We start from the raw sequence: 18,518 nt of genomic DNA on the forward strand, positions 1-18,518 counted from the left end.
AATAGTTGGTTTTTAAGCTAGAGGTAATGCGATCGCTGGAATATTAAGTTTAATGTTTATGTGTACCAGTTGAGCAAGGAATATAAACAACGTTTATTTGGCTAGACTGCTATACCTCTTGTTCAGCTTCTCCACTTAGCTGCTTGGGAGTTCAGAGTAAACCTTACCTTTTCCTCAATTACCAACTGTGGAAGCATAATACTTATAATACTTTAAGTAATTAGCCGAACTTGATATGAGACTCTCTGGCTAAATATAAAGCATCAATGGTGCAAACACCTATATATTTATTAAATATTCCAAAAGTAGAGGCGTAATCTTCCTGAATAGGTATGAAAGATTATTTTCACAGGACGACTTACGCAGAACAGAACCAAAGTCACGGTAATTGATGAATTAACGCTACTCAAGAATAGGGTTTTCGGTCACATTTTGCGGTCTGATTTTTTTACTAACTTTAAAACAATATTATTACTTAAGTAATTGAAGATTAAAGTTTTAAAAAATACGTAATTTTTACATACCGATTTTACTGAGCTCGACAGCAGCATATAAATGTAGCTGTCAAATCTAACAAATCAAAATCCTTCGAAGGCAAGGATTTGAAATTTGCTGCTGCCAAATTTGATGAAAATTAACCTACATAAAGAAGAATTATGCCAGCAGATTTTGCAGGTAACAATTTAAATAATTCTAGAAATTTAAATATCAATTATATCAATCAAACCTTTACAGATTGGGTAGGAAAGGGTGATAAAAACGATTATTACAGCTTCAATGTAAGTAGTCGTAGTAGCTTGAATCTAATTGTTGATGGTCTGTCAGCCGATGCTAATTTACAATTGCTAAATAGTAATGGTTCTGTGATCGCGGGTTCTTACAACCGTAAAAAGAAGGCAGAGACAATTAGCGCAACTTTAGATGCTGGCACTTACTATATTAGAGTTTACCGAGTCAATAAGAAAAAGAGTACTTACTACAACTTAAAAGTTTCTGGCAACGAAGCACCACAATCTTTACAATTAAGCACCAGTAAAACCAGTTACCAACGAGGTGAAACAGTCAGCCTGACAAATGCTAGTGTCTTTGATGGTAATGGTGCAGCTGATTTAGCACGGATAGATTTTTGGTTGCAAAAAGACGGTGGTGAATGGCAAAATATCGGTGATGCGGTGAATTTCATTGCCAACAGTAACGATAACCGCTACGCCAGTTTTGAATACAGTTTATCTGGTCTTAGTGCTGGCAACTATTTATTATCTGCAAAAGCCTACGATAAATCTGGTGCTAGTACGGAAAGTATCCAAACCAGTTTTAGTATTGTACCTGTTCTTACTCAAGACTGGTTTGACCTTAACATTCAAGATGCAGGTATACGTGAGGCTGCAAGGTGGCACTTTACAGATCATATCCTCGATCGCAACGATATGATTGCTATCCTCCGGGAAGCAAAAGACAGCAGTGTAGTTGATGGTACTGAATTAACAGACTTGCGTACACTAGTCAATAATTCCTCTTTCTTAGGAATGCCAGAGTATGTACGCATTTTATCTCATAAAGTCGTTAATTATGACCTAGCTAATCAAACTTATCAAGGTAAGGCGCTAGGTAACTTGTATGCAGGTAGCAGTGATATTCACATTGAGAACTTAATTAGTAAGTGGTTTTTAGGTAGCGATCGCCCCACAACTTCTTATAATTATCAATACGCTCATGGTTCTTTGTTTCAAAATGGTATTACTTATCAAGATATTAAACAAGGTAGTATTAATGACTGCTTTTTTCTCACAGGTTTAGCAGCAACTGCTTTCCGTTCATCTAGCATGATTGAGAATATGTTTATCGATAACGGTGATCAAACTTTCACCGTGCGTTTTTACAACAATAGTATTGCTGATTACGTGACGGTAGATAGATATTTGCCCACCAATCAAGAAGGATATTTTGTTTACGCTAGCAAAGACAATTACTACGGAAACTCTGCTAATGAATTATGGGTAGCATTAGCTGAAAAAGCCTACGCTCAACTAAACGAATCTGGATGGATTTATCAAGATAATACCAATTCTTATAATGGCATTGGTAATGGTGGTTATGTTAGTGATGCCCTCACAAACATCACAGGATTAAACACTTCTCTCGCCAATCTTCTCAATTTTAACTCAATCGTAAATGCTTTCAATTTTGGTCAAATGATTGGTTTGACGACAAAATCAACAGTGGTAGATGCAAATATTATTGCTAGTCATGCTTACGCATTAATAGGTTACAATTCTGCTACTCAGATGTTTACACTGTTTAATCCTTGGGGTGTCGAAAATGGCACCTCTAAACCAGGTATTATCGAGCTTTCCTGGAATCAGATTGAGGCAAATTTTAGTTATTGGGATGCGACAATTAATAATATTGTGTAATTTTTTGATGTAAATCAAAGTTTTGACCAAACATCATATTTTATAAATCGAACACAGATGGAATTATCCGTGTGCATCTGTGTTCATCTGTGTTCGATACTTATAAACCCCTCGACTTAGCCACGATCTTTTGTAAAAGTCGAACACCGATACACACAGATAAACACAGATGGAATTATCCGTGTGCATCTGTGTTCATCTGTGTTCGATACTTATAAACCCCTCGACTTAGCCACGATCTTTTGTAAAAGTCGAACACCGATACACACCGATAAACACAGATGGAATTATCCGTGTGCATCTGTGTTCATCTGTGTTCGTTTTCTCAAAATACTTGGACTATTCTAAATTTGAAATGAAGAAAAATCAAGTAATTGCTACATTATTTGAGTTATTCAATATACAATTTTTAAGTTTTTGTTTGCATCTCTTGAATTAATGCATGAAAACAACATTATTTGTAAAATCATTAGCATTTTACATCATATTTATATAGTAATTATTGTCAAGGAGGGAGATAATTCAATGCTTTAAAAGTTTTCCAAAGGAGAAAATAATTATGCCCATTCAAAATCATAATCAGAACTTGTTTGATGATAAAGGGCTAAATATTACTCCTAAATATTCAGTAGATAATTTTAGTTCTCCAAATGAACGCTACTTTTACAGTAGTCGTAGTAGCTTTCATACAACAGAAAATACTCTAGAACCAGATGTTAGTGAACAGCGAGGAAAAGATCGCAAATCAAAAAAATCTGTATCATCTCAAGCAACCAAAGCAGATTTAGTAGTACAAAATGCATTTGCTCCTAGTGTAGCTGCTGCCGGCAGCACTATTCAAATTTCTTATCAGGTGAAAAATAAAGGTAAAAATACTTCTGGATTTAACTATACAGATTTTTATATTTCTAAAGACAAAAACATTAGTAGTGATGACTCTCTTTTAGGTTGGAGCTGGCTTGGTAGTCTTGGGGCTGGTAGTTCTACCTCTCAATCTCAAAATGTGACTATCGATAGCGATCTTGCTGCTGGAAACTACTATATATTGTACAGAGCGGATGCTTTGGATAATGTCCTAGAAATTAGTAATACAAATAATGTTTTGGCGCGGGAAATTACGATTACCAACACAGCAAGTGGAGGATATAGTCCCGACTCTGGCTATGGTTTAATTAACGCTTCCGCAGCAGTGGCTAAAGCCATTGGTGAAAAACCTTTTGTAGATGTTCCTGACTTGGGTGGAAACAACTGGGGGGCTGATTTGGTAAAAGCACCAGAAACCTGGGCGAAGGGATACACTGGTCAAGGTGTGGTTGTGGCTGTTTTAGATACTGGGGTAGACTATAACCACCAAGACTTAAGTTCTAATATCTGGACGAACAGCAAGGAAATTCCTGGTAACGGCAAAGATGATGACGGCAACGGCTATATTGATGATTACTACGGTTGGAATTTTGACGGCAACAACAATAGTACTTTAGATGTTAATGGTCATGGTACTCACGTCTCTGGTACTATTGCAGGAGTCAACAATGGTTATGGTGTCACTGGTATTGCCTATAATTCCAAAATTATGCCAGTGAAAGTTTTAGATGATGAAGGCTCAGGTTCTTATAGTGCGATCGCTAATGGTATTTATTACGCTGTAGATAATGGCGCTGATGTGATTAACTTGAGTTTAGGCGGCGGTCGTTCTAACGATACACTGCAAAAAGCGATTGAATATGCCAGCAGCAAAGGTGTTATTGTTGTCATGGCAGCTGGAAATGATGGTGGTTCACAACCAGCTTATCCTGCCCGTTATGCGAAAAACTATGGGCTTGCTGTTGGTGCGGTAGATCAAAATAAAAATCTTGCAGACTTCTCTAACCGTGCGGGAGCAGACCAACTTGCTTACGTTACAGCTCCTGGTGTCAATGTCTACTCTACACTTCCAGGTAATGAATATGCATCCTATAGCGGTACATCAATGGCGACTCCCCACGTTGCGGGTGTAGTTGCTTTGATGCTTAGCGCCAACCCTAACTTGAGTGATGCTCAAGTGCGTCAAATTCTAGCAGAAACATCAGGAAATAGCACAACGCAAACTGCAAACTCTAGGGGGAATACTACCAGCTTGAGTTATGACAGTAATACCAATGTTACTTCACCTTGGATTCGCAGCTATACAAACAAATAATAAAACTGGACAAGCTATTGCTTGGTTTAATCTAGGTCTGACTTTAGAAAACGTCAACCGCCAATCAGAGCGATCGGTGCTTATCGTAACGCTTGTGAACTTTACTAAGCAATGGGACTTGATGCAATGGTTCAACGTTGCAAAAATAGGATTGAGCGTCTTTCACAACCGCAAGCACCAGTTATGATGTCTAGTCCCGAATTTTGGTGTTGGGTTCGTTCTTGGTTTCGGCGTTAGGGTAATGGGTTTGATGATTAAGCGAACACAGTGCAAGGCGATAAACACAGATGATTTATCGCTGTTACAATACAATACTGCCCAGAACTAAAGTTCCGGGCTAATAGCCTAAGTCCACTTAAGTGGATCAAAATATGCAGTTTTGTCTACTTCAGTAGGTTTTAGCTATAAGCCTTGGAATTTCCTTTCAAGGCGGTTTAGCAGCAAAGCGAGGATTCATCAGATTTAGAGAATAAAAATGCAGTGTTCAAAATTTATCATTTAACGTCCTACCAATTTATCCCGCAGATGCTTAATGCGATCGCGTAACTTCGCCGCTTCTTCAAACTCTAGTTTCTTCGCCGCTTCTTTCATTTGTGCTTCTAATTGAGTTATCAATTCTGGAATATTTTCTAACGGTAATTCGTCTAGATGTTGATCGACTGTTTCTAATTCTTGAGCATTTAACCTTCTTGATACTTCTAAAAAAGACAAAATTGCGTTACTCGATTTCTTTACTATTGGTTGTGGTGTAATTCCGTGCATCTTGTTATACGCCATTTGAATTCCCCGACGGCGTTCGGTTTCTTCAATGGCTTTAATCATGCTATCGGTGAGATTATCTGCATACATAATCGCTTGTCCCCGCACGTGACGCGCTGCTCTTCCGATAGTTTGAATTAAGGATCGTTCTGCACGTAAAAATCCTTCTTTGTCTGCATCTAAAATTGCTACCAGAGAAACTTCTGGCAAATCTAAACCTTCACGTAATAAGTTGACACCAACTAAGACATCAAAGTTAGCATCGCGCAAGTTTTGGATAATTTCTATTCTTTCAATCGAGTTAATTTCTGAATGTAAATACCTGACTCGAATACTATTTTCTTGCAGATAATCTGTTAAATCTTCCGCCATTCTTTTAGTTAATGTGGTAATTAACACTCGTTCGTGGCGGTCTACTCGATCTTTAATTTCACCTAGTAAATCATCAATTTGTCCTTCTGTAGGACGGACGATAATTTCTGGATCAAGGACGCCGGTTGGTCGAATGATTTGCTCTGCTATGTGTCCGTCGGAAACTTCTAATTCCCATTCTCCTGGAGTCGCAGAAACAAAAATACACTGGTTAACTTTTGACCAAAATTCTTCTGCTTTTAAAGGTCGGTTATCAGCAGCGCTAGGTAAGCGAAAACCATGCTCAATTAACACTTTTTTTCTAGCTTGATCGCCGTTATACATACCGCGAATTTGTGGTACGGTAACGTGAGATTCATCAATAACTAATAGCCAATCTTTGGGGAAATAATCAATTAAACATTCTGGTGGTTCTCCGGCTTGTCTTCCTGCTAAATGGCGAGAATAGTTTTCTACGCCGTTGCAGTAACCCACTTGGCGCAACATTTCTAAATCGTAACGGGTACGTTGATCTATTCTTTGCGCTTCGAGTAATTTCCCGGCTGATTCTAATTCTGCTTTGCGCTCTTTTAATTCTTGGGCGATCGCATCACAGGCTTCTTCTAATCTTTCTTCTGGTGTCACGAAGTGACGCGCCGGATAAAGATTCACTGCTTGTAAACTTTGAAGAATTTCACCCGTGACTGGATCGACGTAACGAATGGCGTCAATTTCATCACCAAAAAACTCAATGCGAATAATCCGATCTTCGTAGGCTGGACCGATTTCTAGGACATCACCCCGGACACGAAAACGTCCCCGACCAATTTCTGTATCATTGCGGCTATATTGTACTGATGCCAAATTTCGCAAAATCTGCCTTTGATCTACTTCCATTCCGACTTGGAAAGGAATGGCAGCTTTGAGGTATTCTGAGGGAATTCCCAAACCGTAAATACAACTAATGGATGCAACAACGATGACATCACGACGTTCAAAGAGCGATCGCGTGGCTGAGTGTCGCAACATGTCTATCTCATCGTTGATAGAGGCTGTTTTTTCAATATAGGTATCGGTAACCGGAATGTAGGCTTCTGGTTGATAATAATCGTAGTAACTGACGAAGTACTCAACAGCGTTGTTGGGAAAGAATTCTCGTAACTCGTTACAAAGCTGGGCTGCAAGGGTTTTGTTGTGCGCCAGTACCAGAGTCGGTTTACCGACTTTTTCTATCACTGATGCAACTGTAAATGTCTTTCCGGTTCCAGTTGCTCCCAGTAATGTTTGATAACGATTGTGAGCTTGGATACTACTAACTAGCTGTGCGATCGCTTGTGGCTGATCGCCTGTTGGATTGAAGGGTGCTTGAAGACAAAATTTTGTCATGTAGTTTTGCTCTAAATACCCTAAATACCTATCTCATAGTAGCGAATAGAGACTGGGGATTGAGGATCGGCGATCACCAATCGGAAGAGAGACAAGGGGGACAAGGGAAATATTACACTCTACTCTTACAAGAAGCCGCTGTTGCGTCTACACACTCCCCATTCCTCATCCCTAACTTGTTGATTTTTACTTATGTGTAGATTTTAAACAACCCTATACATATACAATATTTTTTAAAGTTAAACTTTAATTTATAGGAAAAACTTCACTTCTGTTGAATTTTTGTAAAAAATACTTAACAATCTAGAGGTATGAGCATATGGCCGTTAGCAGTAATGGTAAGGCAGTAAGTCCTCGCCAACGTGCCAAATCAAAGGGGGAAAATACAGTGGACGTCGAAAATAACAAAACGCAAAGCTCAAACGAACAAGATAGTAATCTCGTAACTCAAGCGGATTCGTCCGGTAAATTAGAAGTAACTGATACACTTGCTATTTCTGGAGTACGTCCGATCGCTGCTAGCGATTTGCAAGTAGCAGAGACAGTTTCAATTGCTGGTGTACGTCCTATTAGCACCAGTAGCTTACAAGTTGTAGAAACAATGAACATTATGGGTGTGCGTCCTATTACCGCAAACACAATCCATGTAGTTGATACCATCAATTTATCTGGAATTCGCCCCATCGCCTCCAGCTCTCTGGTAATTTCTGAAACTTACTCTGTGATGGGTAATCGTCCAGTAGCATCAAATGTTATTGATGATTCCGAATTTTTGATGGGTTATCTTGATTAGTGAAAACAATTATATTTATATAATTTCTAACCCGCTTTTCTAGGAAAGGCGGGTTTTTTATGAAATATTTTGAGTTCTTGATTGATTGTTAATATCTCACTAATAATTTACTTATCTCTCCTGGAGTATAGAAACTAATATACCTGTGGAAAGAAGGCTAAAGTCAAAATCATTCGCTAATTTATAAACATCAAAGCTAAAAAAATCAAAGTTAATTATCAACTTTCCAACAGCTTTGAAACTGAATAATTATATAAAACCAGGAGAAAGAAATGAGTTTAGAAGATAGAGCAAAAGCTACAGCTAAAAATGTAGAAGGTAAAGCACAAGAAGCACGGGGAAATGTTACTGGCGATCCAGAAGATAAAGCAGAAGGAAAAGCCAAGCAAGCAGAAAGTGAAGTACGTCACTCTGTAGAAGATGTCAAAGATAATATCAAGAAAAATCTTGACTAAGATTTCGGAATAGCTTTTGAGTTTGCCAAGAAATAAATTTCGTAGCTAAAAGTTCAAGTGAGCCAAAGTCTACCGAATATGAATATCAGTTTATTTTGATAGACTTTGGCTATAAGCCTTGAAGTTTAGTTCAAGGCGTACTGAATTGACTAACCATGCAATTCACAGTGCAGAATTAAACAAACAGGGTGCATTCTCTTTTATAAAAGAGCGATTAGCTAAACTGGCTCAAATTCTAAAAAGATGTTGATTGAGATGATAAGTCCGCTGAAGCGGACTTATTATTCAGAGCCAAATGTATAGATTACAAACTGCTAATGAAAATAAATAAAACATATTGTTAGTTCTCTAACAGTATTTATTGAGGAGGAAACAAAAATGAGTCTGCTACAGCAGAGTCGTAAACTTGTCACGGCTGTTGTTTTAATTTTAGTTTTAACTATTACTACTGCTTGTGGTGGTAACGTTGCCCAAGTTGACCGTACCACAAATCCACCAGTAGTTGGTCGAGATGTAGCTTACGCACAATTAGAGCGGGGAAACACCGCAGCTGGACAATCTTTTGGTAACTGGGTTGTGCAAACATCTCGGGGATTAGTCACAGATGCTTATGTTCGTGATAACAACAAGTTAGGTGTCGTTATTTCTCCACAAGTTCGTCCTAACGAAGTGCGAACCTTGACAAGATCTCTAGTTGAAGGTTTTCGGAAAAATTTTCCTAATCAAGATTTGACGGTTTTGGTATACGCACCCGACAAGCAGCTGATTTTGACGGCTCGATACGACGTCCAAAGCAATCAAGTTCAGTACAGCTAGGGATTGTTGTTTGTTGTTTGGTGTCCTAACAACCAACAATCAACCACCAACTACCAGCAAGGATAAGAAAAGGAGATTGATAAAGTGAGTAGCAGTGAAGAGTATAAACGCCAAATAATGAGAGATTTGGCTCAGGGTAATGTAGAATCTCTTGATGATGCTCCCAGCGGTGATGTATCACAAGAGTATCAAAGCTTTGATGATTTTGCTCAGCGTACAACGCCTTCCCAGCGTCGCCAAATGTTTGAACGCTCTTTTAATTCCAGCAGCATTCCTCCTAGCCAAATGGAGCCGGAATTACAAAAGGCGATCGCTAATATTAAACCCAACGAAAGAGATGATGTCGCACGCGCCTTTTTCAAACACCTGAAGCAAAGAGGATTGGATGAGCGTCATCTTGAGCAACAACTAGGACTTTCTACCCACAACCCCAACCGCATGAGTGCGGATGATGTCAGCAGACTCGCTTCTTTTGCATATCACAACCATCCCGACATTTTCCGGGAAGTATTAGCAGAACAGCCAGCTATCATCAAGTTCCTCAGTAACCCGATTGTGGGAGCCATTGTCGGACTTGCTGCTGCTAAGTGGTTGGGTGGTCGTAACAAGTAAATTGGGAATGTCAATAATATAGACATGAAACGAGGGTGTGTATTACCACCCTCTTTTTTTGCTTGATCAAATTACAAATCAAGTAGATTTTTAAGCAGATTTACACGTTATACCATTTCACCTTGTCCTCTTTGTCTCGTTGGTGGCTAAATGTATCAAACCTATAGTGAAACGGTATTACCAGTGTCTTTTTGCTTCTTTTTGCGACGCAAGACAACACCTATACCACCAGCAGCAAGGGAACCAAGGATAGTTATCGGTTCAGGGACTGGTTGGTCAGGCTTAATTTCACGTCCAATTTTTTGGGTGACAGCGTTACCAAAGTCTGAGAAATCATTCGCTGGTAGTAGTCATCAAGATCTGGATCTCCGGTCAAAATCGGTAGACCGTTGATGATAATCCCTGCTTGAACTGCATTATCTCGTGCTGTTTTTAAACCATCATCTGAGCTAACATTTTCAACGCCATCACCTGATATATCAATGACTCTCCTTGTACCATCGTAATCATTGGTGTTGAGAAGATTAACTGCAAAATCAATAGCATTAGCAATACCAGTACTACCAGAAAATGGTCTTGTTGTGCTTTCGATCGCATCTGCATCATCTCCCCATTGCTTGCGATCGCATACTCCATTGTCAGCAATTATTTTCGCTTTATAAAAAATTTATCTAGCTGTCTAGGCAAGTTATATTTGTAAGGAGCTTGTCAAATCTTACGTCCGACACAAATTAACAAGTTTTAACTGTAAAGTTTTTGTAAACTTTAGTGGTGAAGTTTTATTTATACTATATGATTAGTATCGCTTATTACTTGAATTCTTGGAAAAATTAACAAGTTAAGCAATCTGTAGGCTTCACAGTATATATTATATTAAGTCCTTCTGTATAGAACCCGACAGGAGAGTTAAGCGCTGTAGCTGTAATTTTGAAATTGCAGCAGCTCAAGGGTAATTACAAATCTCACTCCAGGGAAAGTCTACCATCACTTTTTGTCATGTTGTGGGAGTGAGTTTAATGATAGGGTTTCAATTCGCAAAGACGCGAGACAAAGCTAGTTCAGGTATAACACTGAGCAAATTTCAGTCAACAAAGAAGTTGCTGAAGATTGCAACAATAGCTGTATCTTTTGGTATTGCAGCTGCGATCGCTCATACAAAACAAGCTCAAGCTGTTACTATTACCTTTGACGATTTACCTGGATCTCAAAATCCAATTGCTAACGGCTATGCTGGATTGAATTGGGAAAACTTTTATTACCTCAATACAACCTCTTTTACTCCTTCTGGCTATGTTAATGGCACAGTATCACCAGAAAACGTAGCCTATAATGGCTTTGAAAAAACTGTTGCTATAAGTACTGTTGATGATATTTTCGATTTTAATAGTGCTTATTTAACAGCTGCTTGGAATGAGAATTTGACTGTGTTAGTAGAAGGTTTTATAGGAGGAGAATCAGGGCAAAGAAAGTATTCACAGACAGTTCTTTTAAATACCCAAGCTCCTACACTATTTAGATTTGATTTTTTGGGAATAGATTATTTAAGGTTTACATCTTCTGGTGGTAATAACGCTGGCTACAACGGAAAAGGTACGCATTTTGCAATGGATAACTTTTCTTTTAATAAAAAAACTAAACCTGTCCCTGAACCTATAACTATATTTGGTTCGTTAGCAGCAGGTGGAATGGGTTTGGCTTTACATCGAAAATTCAAGCAACAAAAAAATATAAAACAATAAGTTATTTTTAGAAGTTGTTTAGCTCAATCTAAAAATATTACCTGAAAAATCCAAGTTTTACAAAATTGCTCGGAAAGCTGCCACTAAATTAGATAATGAAAACTAATCAACTGGCTACAGTCATACGACTGGCTCATCCACAGTTCTGGCTATTAACAATAGGTTCAGGTTTAATTGCAATTCATCTAACCCTGGTTTGGAAAGCGGAAAATACTAACCTATTCGGTACTAGTTTTTTGTCTTGGGCGGCTGTATCTTTTATAGTTTGGGAAAAACGAGACAATCTAAGTCTTGAAAGTGACATTTTATCCAGTTTTTTGGGTTTAGCTTTCATCTGGATAGCACTGATCAGAAGTGCATCTATGAATAGCTTTGGAGGTTTTTTGTATGCTTCACCCTTTATTTTTGGCTTAGGTCTTGCTTTAATAGCTTCTGGTTTTCAAGGACTAAAGCAATACATCGGTGAGTTAATAACCCTGCTTTTTCTCAGTATACCCAAGCTATTACCAGAATGGGCTATTTATAAGATTACATTACTCACTGCCAAATCATCAGCTTTTATACTTTGGTACATCGGTTTTGATGTCACTCTTACTGGAATCAATATTTATCTACCAAATGGCAGTGTAGAAGTACTTCGTGGTTGTTCTGGTGTAGAATTAATTTCCCAAATGTTGGGTTTAGCAATACTTTTTCTGCTAGTCTTTCCTCAGAGTTGGCAGTACAAAGTATTGGTTCCAATTGTCGCTGCTACGGTGGGATTTATGATGAATGCTGGACGAGTGGCACTGATGACTGTCATCGTAGCAAAAGATAATATGAATGCTTTTGATTACTGGCATAGTGGAAATGGCTCTCTTTTATTTTCAATAATTTCTGTACTAATTTTTGGTTTATTCTGTTGGTTTTTAATTGGACACAATGAATCTAAAAATCAAGATTCTAAGTTGTCATAATTAAGATATGATGAATTGGAAAAAAATTCGTATTTTATTGTTAATATTATGCCTTAGTAACGTGTTATTTGTATTGGGACAGGTTACACTGCTGCCCAAACGAGACAAAAGCACAGTCGATGATTTTGTTTTTCCAGAAGTTGTAAATTTACCCCAGTGGCAACTAAAATCTAGCAGAGATTTATCTCAGCAGATACAAAATAATTCTGAATTGTTAGTTCAAAGGAACTATCAATATATTCATAGAGATTTACCTTTAGAAATTGAAATGCGTTATGTAAAAATAGGAGATGTTAATCAACTGATTAAAAAATATACTCAGATTTCATCATCTGTCATCGTACGAAAAAGAGAAGGTGTAGGCTATTACGGATTAGGAGTTGAACAACAAACAGCCTTCCTAAGTGCTTGTATTAACCTGCAAGGTTATAGCACTTTTACGAATACCCAATTTAACCAAAGTCAACGCCCAAACAACCTATCTTGGGAACTTTTATTGTCTTGGTTATTTGCTCAAAAACAGGTAATAAAAGACGAGCACTGTCTTTGGTCACATTTGTCGATTCCCTTAAGAAATTCTTCCCCAGAAGCTACTTATCAAGTCCTGGAATCTGCCTGGTTTTCTTGGCATAAATACTGGCATTCTCGTTTGCATAAACCTTAAAGTTTTGTCTTTTAGAATTGTTGTGATTTTTTACAATAAGTTATGACTAAATCAAAAATTGAAACATCTGCTTCCCACCAATTTGTTTTAACGCAGGAAAGTTCATTAACTATTGTGCGATCGCTAGGCTATGGCCTATTGATATTATCTGTGTTTGATTGGGTAGCAATTTTTCTGCCATCAAACTTTTTCAACCCTGCTTGGGAATTACAAACTATAGGAGCAATAGTTGAACGTGTACCTGTACCTTTAATTGGGTTGGCACTAATTTTTTATGGTGAATTGCATTCGCGCAATAGATGGGAATTTCCCGTTTTAAAATTATTGTCTTGGCTGACTATATTGTTTTCAGCGTTGTTTATATTAATGATACCTTTAGGGATTGTTAATACTATTCGGCTTAATAAAGAAAATATTGCCCAAATCAATAATATATCTACACAGCAAATTTCTCGTGCTGAACAGTTACAAAAGCAACTTAGTCAAGCGACTCCTGAACAATTAGATGATCTTTTAAAAAGCCGGGGTGGTTCCCTATATGGTAAAAAACCAGAAGAACTAAAGGATCAACTTTTGTCTCAAGTTTCTAGAGCAAAAGTACAAATCAAGGAGCAAGCAGAAGCTACCCAATCTTTGCGTGGTCTAAGCTTAATCAAGACCTCTACGAAATGGATTCTTGGTGCTTTAGTATCTGCATTTCTATTTTTTGGTTTTTGGAAAGGCACAGATTGGGCAAGATTTTAATTAGCTAATATCATGTTCGCTTACGTACCTATACTCTCCCACGGGTTGGTAATTGGTAATGGGTAATGGGTAATTGGTAATCAAGATACTGATAATTTTCCAATGCCCAATGCCCGATATCCAACAGCGAAGTATAATATTGTAAGCAATTAGCCGAACTTGATATTACTTGAACTCAATACTCTGGAGATTTATTTATTGGCAGAAGAAAAATTAGGTGCAAGATCTGAGCCAAGCCTTCAAAAGTTGTTAGACAAACACTCCTAAATACAGAGCAATCAAAATTTACTCTTAACAACTGTAATTGTACTTAAACTATTATCCGCACAACCGCTAATAAATCCTCCCATAGCCTGGATTTGTTGCAAATATTCCAACGCATGTTTAGTAATAACTTCTCCTGGCATTAACACAGGAATACCGGGGGGATAAGGACAGAGGATTTCAGCACAAATACGTCCAGTAGTTTCTAGTATTGGTAATACTTCTGTCGCAGCAAAAAAAGCTTCACGAGGCGAGATACGCGCAAAATCTCCCATAGTAAAAACATCATCCCATATTTTCTCCCCCTCTGCTTTATGGGAGAGGGGGCTGGAGGGTGAGGTGATCTCAGTAAGTTTAGTAAAAGCTTGTACCAACTGCTCCATGTCTTCTTGGGTGTTGCCCAAACTGATAATAAATGTGAGATGTTGCAAAGAAGCAAATTCCGCAGTTACACTGAGCTGCTCATTGAGAATTTCTTCGGCAGTAAAGCCTGTTATACCTAAACCGGAAACATTTACACTCAAGCGTGTTTGATCTAATGTTATAAAACCAGGGGATTTTCCCAACTTCCCTTGCAAAGGGGGGCTTTGTAAAATCGACAATCCGGGAATTTGTGTAATTCTAGTTCTCGCCTCCTCGGCAAGTTGCAGTGTGTGAGACATTAACTCTTTCCCGTGCAGCGCCATTTGTTGACGGGCGGCATCCAAGGAAGCTAAGAGTAAATAACTAGGACTAGTAGATTGTACTAGCTGCAAAGCTTTGTTGAGGCGATCGCGAACTATCCTCTCACCTTGGATATGTAACATTGATGCTTGAGTCATTGCACCCAAGGTTTTATGAATCGATTGTACAGATAAATCTGCACCTGCTTTTAAAGCCGGGGTGGGTAGTTGGGGATGAAAAGCAAAATGTGCGCCGTGGGCTTCGTCTACCAGTAAAGGAATATTGTATTGGTGGGTAATTTGGGCGATCGCTCTGACATCTCCACAAACACCGTAGTATGTAGGATAAACCATGAACACGGCTTTGGCGTCGGGATGCTCCAAGAGTGCTGCTGCTACTGCGCTGGGAGTGATACTGTGAGCAATATCTAAAACAGGGTCGTATTCTGGATTGACAAAAATTGGTATGGCTCCAGAGAGAATTAATCCTGCGATCGCAGAGGAATGAACATTGCGTGGCAGAATAATTTTATCGCCAGCGCCGCAAGTAGCAAGAATTGCTGCCTGAATTCCACAAGTAGAACCATTGACAAGAAACCATGTTTGTGCAGCACCGAAGACTTCTGCTGCTAATTCTTGTGCTTGTTGAATCACGCCTGCTGGTGCAAACAGATTATCTAACTCTGTTAATTCTGGTAAATCGTGGCGAAATACAGTTTTACCAAAAACATCAGCTATTTTCTGGGAAACTCCCACACCTCGTTTATGTCCTGGAGTGTAAAAAGGTGCATGGGGATGTTCAGCACAAACTTTTAAGGTGTCTAATAAAGGTGTTTGATGTTGATCGAGCATTTTTATCATCAAGCAGCAGCATGGCTGAATTGCCGAATTGGAATTTCAATCACAAACTTTGTACCTTGTCCTGGCGTTGTATTACAGTAAAGCCTACCATGATGTTTTTCCGTCACAATCTGATAACTGATTGATAAACCCAATCCAGTACCTTTCCCCACAGGCTTGGTCGCTACACCAGCGACCATTTGATTAAAAATAAAACGAACACGGATGTAGACGCCCGTAAGGGCGGCTTCCCGCAGGGTACACCGATGCACACCGATGGATTATGGGTTTGCTGTTAAGTTGCTCCCCAATCCCTATTTTCAAGAGAGTCAATTATGGGAAAATCCCACAACCAAACATGAAAATTTGGCTCTTCCTACATCCCCACACCCTTACACTCCTACACCCTTTTTTTGCAAGCATTACTGCTGATCCAACCGCAACACTGCCATAAAAGCTTCTTGGGGAACATCAACTGTACCTACAGCTTTCATCCGCTTTTTACCCTTGGCTTGCTTCTGTAACAGTTTTTTCTTCCGGCTAATGTCACCACCGTAACACTTGGCAAGTACGTCTTTTCGTAAAGCGGGAATGTGTTCACTGGCAATTATCTTGCTACCAATAGCGGCTTGAATTGGCACTTTGAATTGATGGCGAGGAATGAGTTCTTTTAACTTCTCAGCCATTGAACGCCCAACACCATAGGCTTTATCACGGTGGACAATCATCGCCAAAGAATCAACTGGTTCGCCGTTAATCATGATATCTAGCTTCACCAAAGGATTCTCGCGGTAGCCGATCAGGTGATATTCCATACTGGCATAACCACGCGATCGCGATTTCATCTGATCAAAAAAGTCAGTGACGACTTCTGCCAAGGGTAATTCGTAAGTCAGGGTGGTACGTCCTTGGGTGAGATATTTCATATCTTTAAACACACCACGTCGGTTTTGTGATAATTCCATCAGAGTACCTACGTAAGTCTCTGGTGTAATCATTTCTACTTGGACATAGGGTTCTTCTATTTTCTCTCGTTCGTTGGGAGGGGGTAAGTGACTGGGGTTATCGATGTAGAGTACTTCGCCTTTGTTGGTGGTAACTCGATAAACTACTGAAGGGGCAGTAATAATTAAATCTAGGTTGTATTCTCGTTCCAAGCGTTCTTGCACAATTTCCATGTGCAGCAATCCCAAGAAACCACAACGAAAGCCAAAACCCATCGCACTAGAAGTTTCTGGTTCATAATGCAAGGCTGCATCATTGAGTTTGAGCTTTTCTAATGCTTCCCGCAAGTCCTCAAATTGGTCTGCATCGATGGGAAACATGCCACAGAACACCATTGGATTAGCTTCTTTGTAACCAGATAGGGGTTCAGCAGCCTTGGCATTAGTCAGGGTAATAGTGTCGCCGACACGGGCATCAGCTACAGCTTTAATGGCTGCTGCCAAGTAACCGACTTCTCCAGCGTGTAAGTCTGTAACTTGCTTTTGGTTGGGAGAAAGTACACCTAACTCGTCAATTTCGTACTCCTTGCCAGACGCCATCAGGTAAATGCGATCGCCTTTCTTCAAAGTCCCATCCATCACCCGGAAATATACAATTACACCCCGGTAGCTGTCATAGTAGCTATCAAAAATCAATGCTCTTAAAGGTTCGTTGACTGTATTTCGTGGTGGTGGAATACGTTCTACAATCGCTTCTAAAATTTCATCAATCCCAATTCCCTCTTTGGCAGAAGCAAGAATCGCACCACTGCAATCCAAGCCAATAATTTCTTCAATTTCTCCAATGACTCTATCTGGTTCTGCTCCCGGTAAGTCAATTTTATTCAACACCGGAATAATTTCCAGGTTGTGTTCTAGTGCTAAATAAACATTGGCAAGAGTTTGTGCTTCTACACCTTGGGAAGCATCTACTACCAACAATGCACCTTCGCAAGCTGCCAGACTGCGGGATACTTCATACGAAAAATCCACATGACCAGGAGTATCAATTAGATTTAGTACATACTGCTGACCATCTTTTGCCGTGTAGTTCATCCGGGCTGCTTGCAGCTTAATGGTAATGCCGCGCTCCCGTTCCAGATCCATATTGTCAAGGAACTGTTCTTTCATTAAGCGATCGTCCACCGTGCCAGTAACTTGCAGCAAGCGGTCAGCAAGAGTAGATTTGCCATGGTCAATGTGAGCAATAATACAAAAATTCCGAATACGAACTGCGGGAACGTCAGTCATAATACTTTTTTGCTTTAGCAGCAACCAAGGTTAAACAGAAATATACTTAACGTATTTTAATGGTTTCTTAGCTCAGACGGTGTAATTGGAGGAGAAAGGTTAAGGGGGAGTGTGGGGAGGTGGGGAGGTGGGGAGTGTGAGAAGTAGTAGATCATTAACTAACCACTAACCACCAACAAATAACCACTAATATTGACAAAATATAAAGGTCTATCTATGGCATCTGGTATTGATCGGTTGGGAGCGTACAATAAACATCTAGAACTGCAAAATGCAGACAAAAGAAGCTGATTGCAGGTGACAATTGCCTAGAACCAAAAACAAGCTCATCACAAAGCTTTTGATAAACGAATTGAGAGTTAGAAACTATGAATATGAAAGATAAGATTACCGACGTGGAAGAATCTCCAGCCGATAAGGTAGAAATTGCAATTCGTCTAGACTCTGATTTGGTGGAGCAAATTCGCCATTTAACCAATGACCCCAGTAAAGTAATTGAAGTGGCAATTCGTCAGTGGTTACGAGGTGAAGTTCCCAGAGATGATGAACTTACACGCACTCCTAGACGTATGCCAGTACCACCACGAGGCGAATGGAATGATTAGTAACTACATGAGAGAAAAAATTAAGTGTTAAGGGAGAGTGAGAAA

The 18,518-nt window shown here is 39.2% G+C and carries 15 protein-coding genes and 1 pseudogene; 11 read left to right on the forward strand and 5 right to left on the reverse strand.

What is annotated here, in order from left to right; all coding sequences use genetic code 11:
- The first annotated feature begins 656 nt into the window (after positions 1-656).
- Both UYK_RS0114025 and UYK_RS0114030 read left to right on the forward strand, forming a co-directional pair.
- Positions 657-2,414, forward strand: coding sequence for a C2 family cysteine protease (locus tag UYK_RS0114025; protein ID WP_009457168.1), 1,758 nt, complete (start codon positions 657-659; stop codon positions 2,412-2,414).
- Positions 2,415-2,973: 559 nt separating this feature from the next.
- Complete coding sequence (locus tag UYK_RS0114030) at positions 2,974-4,593, forward strand: S8 family serine peptidase (protein WP_016871613.1); 1,620 nt, start codon at positions 2,974-2,976, stop codon at positions 4,591-4,593.
- Positions 4,594-5,091: 498 nt separating this feature from the next.
- Here UYK_RS0114030 and uvrB read toward each other — a convergent pair whose 3' ends face one another.
- Positions 5,092-7,089: an excinuclease ABC subunit UvrB gene (uvrB, locus tag UYK_RS0114040; RefSeq protein ID WP_009457165.1), complete on the reverse strand. Its 1,998-nt coding sequence runs from the start codon at positions 7,087-7,089 to the stop codon at positions 5,092-5,094.
- A 319-nt stretch (positions 7,090-7,408) separates the two neighbouring features.
- Between uvrB and UYK_RS0114045 the strand changes: the two genes are divergently transcribed.
- From UYK_RS0114045 to UYK_RS0114060, 4 genes are all read left to right on the forward strand, one after another.
- Positions 7,409-7,882: a hypothetical protein gene (locus tag UYK_RS0114045; RefSeq protein WP_009457164.1), complete on the forward strand. Its 474-nt coding sequence runs from the start codon at positions 7,409-7,411 to the stop codon at positions 7,880-7,882.
- A 272-nt stretch (positions 7,883-8,154) separates the two neighbouring features.
- Positions 8,155-8,337: a CsbD family protein gene (locus UYK_RS0114050; RefSeq protein WP_009457163.1), complete on the forward strand. Its 183-nt coding sequence runs from the start codon at positions 8,155-8,157 to the stop codon at positions 8,335-8,337.
- A gap of 378 nt (positions 8,338-8,715) precedes the next feature.
- Complete coding sequence (locus UYK_RS0114055; protein ID WP_009457162.1) at positions 8,716-9,153, forward strand: hypothetical protein; 438 nt, start codon at positions 8,716-8,718, stop codon at positions 9,151-9,153.
- An 84-nt stretch (positions 9,154-9,237) separates the two neighbouring features.
- Positions 9,238-9,765 carry a hypothetical protein gene (locus UYK_RS0114060; protein WP_009457161.1) on the forward strand — a complete coding sequence of 176 codons (528 nt, stop codon included), beginning with the start codon at positions 9,238-9,240 and terminating at the stop codon, positions 9,763-9,765.
- Positions 9,766-10,018: 253 nt separating this feature from the next.
- Here the strand turns inward: UYK_RS0114060 and UYK_RS27785 are convergent, their stop codons facing one another.
- Positions 10,019-10,432, reverse strand: a complete 414-nt coding sequence (locus tag UYK_RS27785) for a DUF1194 domain-containing protein (RefSeq protein ID WP_083819808.1) — start codon at positions 10,430-10,432, stop codon at positions 10,019-10,021.
- 430 nt (positions 10,433-10,862) lie between these two features.
- Between UYK_RS27785 and UYK_RS0114070 the strand changes: the two genes are divergently transcribed.
- The 4 genes from UYK_RS0114070 (at position 10,863) to hpsJ-A (ending at position 13,868) form a co-directional block, all read left to right on the forward strand.
- Positions 10,863-11,504, forward strand: a complete 642-nt coding sequence (locus UYK_RS0114070) for a PEP-CTERM sorting domain-containing protein (protein WP_235182333.1) — start codon at positions 10,863-10,865, stop codon at positions 11,502-11,504.
- 95 nt (positions 11,505-11,599) lie between these two features.
- Entirely contained in the window at positions 11,600-12,460 is an 861-nt protein-coding gene (gene crtA, locus UYK_RS0114075; RefSeq protein WP_009457157.1) for a cyanoexosortase A, read from the forward strand.
- 7 nt (positions 12,461-12,467) lie between these two features.
- Entirely contained in the window at positions 12,468-13,124 is a 657-nt protein-coding gene (locus UYK_RS0114080; RefSeq protein WP_009457156.1) for a cyanoexosortase A system-associated protein, read from the forward strand.
- A 42-nt stretch (positions 13,125-13,166) separates the two neighbouring features.
- The gene (hpsJ-A, locus tag UYK_RS0114085; protein WP_009457155.1) at positions 13,167-13,868 is read left to right on the forward strand and encodes an HpsJ-like protein, cyanoexosortase A-associated; all 702 of its coding nucleotides are present in this window, start codon (positions 13,167-13,169) and stop codon (positions 13,866-13,868) included.
- A gap of 278 nt (positions 13,869-14,146) precedes the next feature.
- On the opposite strand, the gene UYK_RS0114090 is transcribed toward hpsJ-A, so the two are convergent.
- The 3 genes and pseudogenes from UYK_RS0114090 to lepA form a co-directional block, all read right to left on the reverse strand.
- Positions 14,147-15,646, reverse strand: coding sequence for an aminotransferase class I/II-fold pyridoxal phosphate-dependent enzyme (locus tag UYK_RS0114090; protein WP_026086470.1), 1,500 nt, complete (start codon positions 15,644-15,646; stop codon positions 14,147-14,149).
- A gap of 8 nt (positions 15,647-15,654) precedes the next feature.
- Positions 15,655-15,816: pseudogene (locus tag UYK_RS27310) on the reverse strand (ATP-binding protein); the annotation flags it as partial.
- A gap of 240 nt (positions 15,817-16,056) precedes the next feature.
- Positions 16,057-17,868: a translation elongation factor 4 gene (gene lepA / locus UYK_RS0114100; protein WP_009457152.1), complete on the reverse strand. Its 1,812-nt coding sequence runs from the start codon at positions 17,866-17,868 to the stop codon at positions 16,057-16,059.
- 368 nt (positions 17,869-18,236) lie between these two features.
- Between lepA and UYK_RS0114105 the strand changes: the two genes are divergently transcribed.
- The gene (locus UYK_RS0114105) at positions 18,237-18,473 is read left to right on the forward strand and encodes a hypothetical protein (RefSeq protein ID WP_009457151.1); all 237 of its coding nucleotides are present in this window, start codon (positions 18,237-18,239) and stop codon (positions 18,471-18,473) included.
- The last annotated feature ends 45 nt before the right edge of the window (positions 18,474-18,518 follow it).

It is taken from the genome of Fischerella thermalis PCC 7521 (genome assembly GCF_000317225.1).
In the GTDB taxonomy this organism is placed as follows: domain Bacteria; phylum Cyanobacteriota; class Cyanobacteriia; order Cyanobacteriales; family Nostocaceae; genus Fischerella; species Fischerella thermalis.

Excerpts from the sequence above, each read along its gene's own strand:
- UYK_RS0114025 (WP_009457168.1), top strand. The coding sequence starts at position 657 with ATGCCAGCAGATTTTGCAGGTAACAATTTAAATAATTCTAGAAATTTA.
- UYK_RS0114030 (WP_016871613.1), top strand. The coding sequence starts at position 2,974 with ATGCCCATTCAAAATCATAATCAGAACTTGTTTGATGATAAAGGGCTA.
- uvrB (WP_009457165.1), bottom strand. The coding sequence starts at position 7,089 with ATGACAAAATTTTGTCTTCAAGCACCCTTCAATCCAACAGGCGATCAG.
- UYK_RS0114045 (WP_009457164.1), top strand. The coding sequence starts at position 7,409 with ATGGCCGTTAGCAGTAATGGTAAGGCAGTAAGTCCTCGCCAACGTGCC.
- UYK_RS0114050 (WP_009457163.1), top strand. The coding sequence starts at position 8,155 with ATGAGTTTAGAAGATAGAGCAAAAGCTACAGCTAAAAATGTAGAAGGT.
- UYK_RS0114055 (WP_009457162.1), top strand. The coding sequence starts at position 8,716 with ATGAGTCTGCTACAGCAGAGTCGTAAACTTGTCACGGCTGTTGTTTTA.
- crtA (WP_009457157.1), top strand. The coding sequence starts at position 11,600 with ATGAAAACTAATCAACTGGCTACAGTCATACGACTGGCTCATCCACAG.
- UYK_RS0114080 (WP_009457156.1), top strand. The coding sequence starts at position 12,468 with ATGATGAATTGGAAAAAAATTCGTATTTTATTGTTAATATTATGCCTT.
- hpsJ-A (WP_009457155.1), top strand. The coding sequence starts at position 13,167 with ATGACTAAATCAAAAATTGAAACATCTGCTTCCCACCAATTTGTTTTA.
- UYK_RS0114090 (WP_026086470.1), bottom strand. The coding sequence starts at position 15,646 with ATGCTCGATCAACATCAAACACCTTTATTAGACACCTTAAAAGTTTGT.
- lepA (WP_009457152.1), bottom strand. The coding sequence starts at position 17,868 with ATGACTGACGTTCCCGCAGTTCGTATTCGGAATTTTTGTATTATTGCT.
- UYK_RS0114105 (WP_009457151.1), top strand. The coding sequence starts at position 18,237 with ATGAATATGAAAGATAAGATTACCGACGTGGAAGAATCTCCAGCCGAT.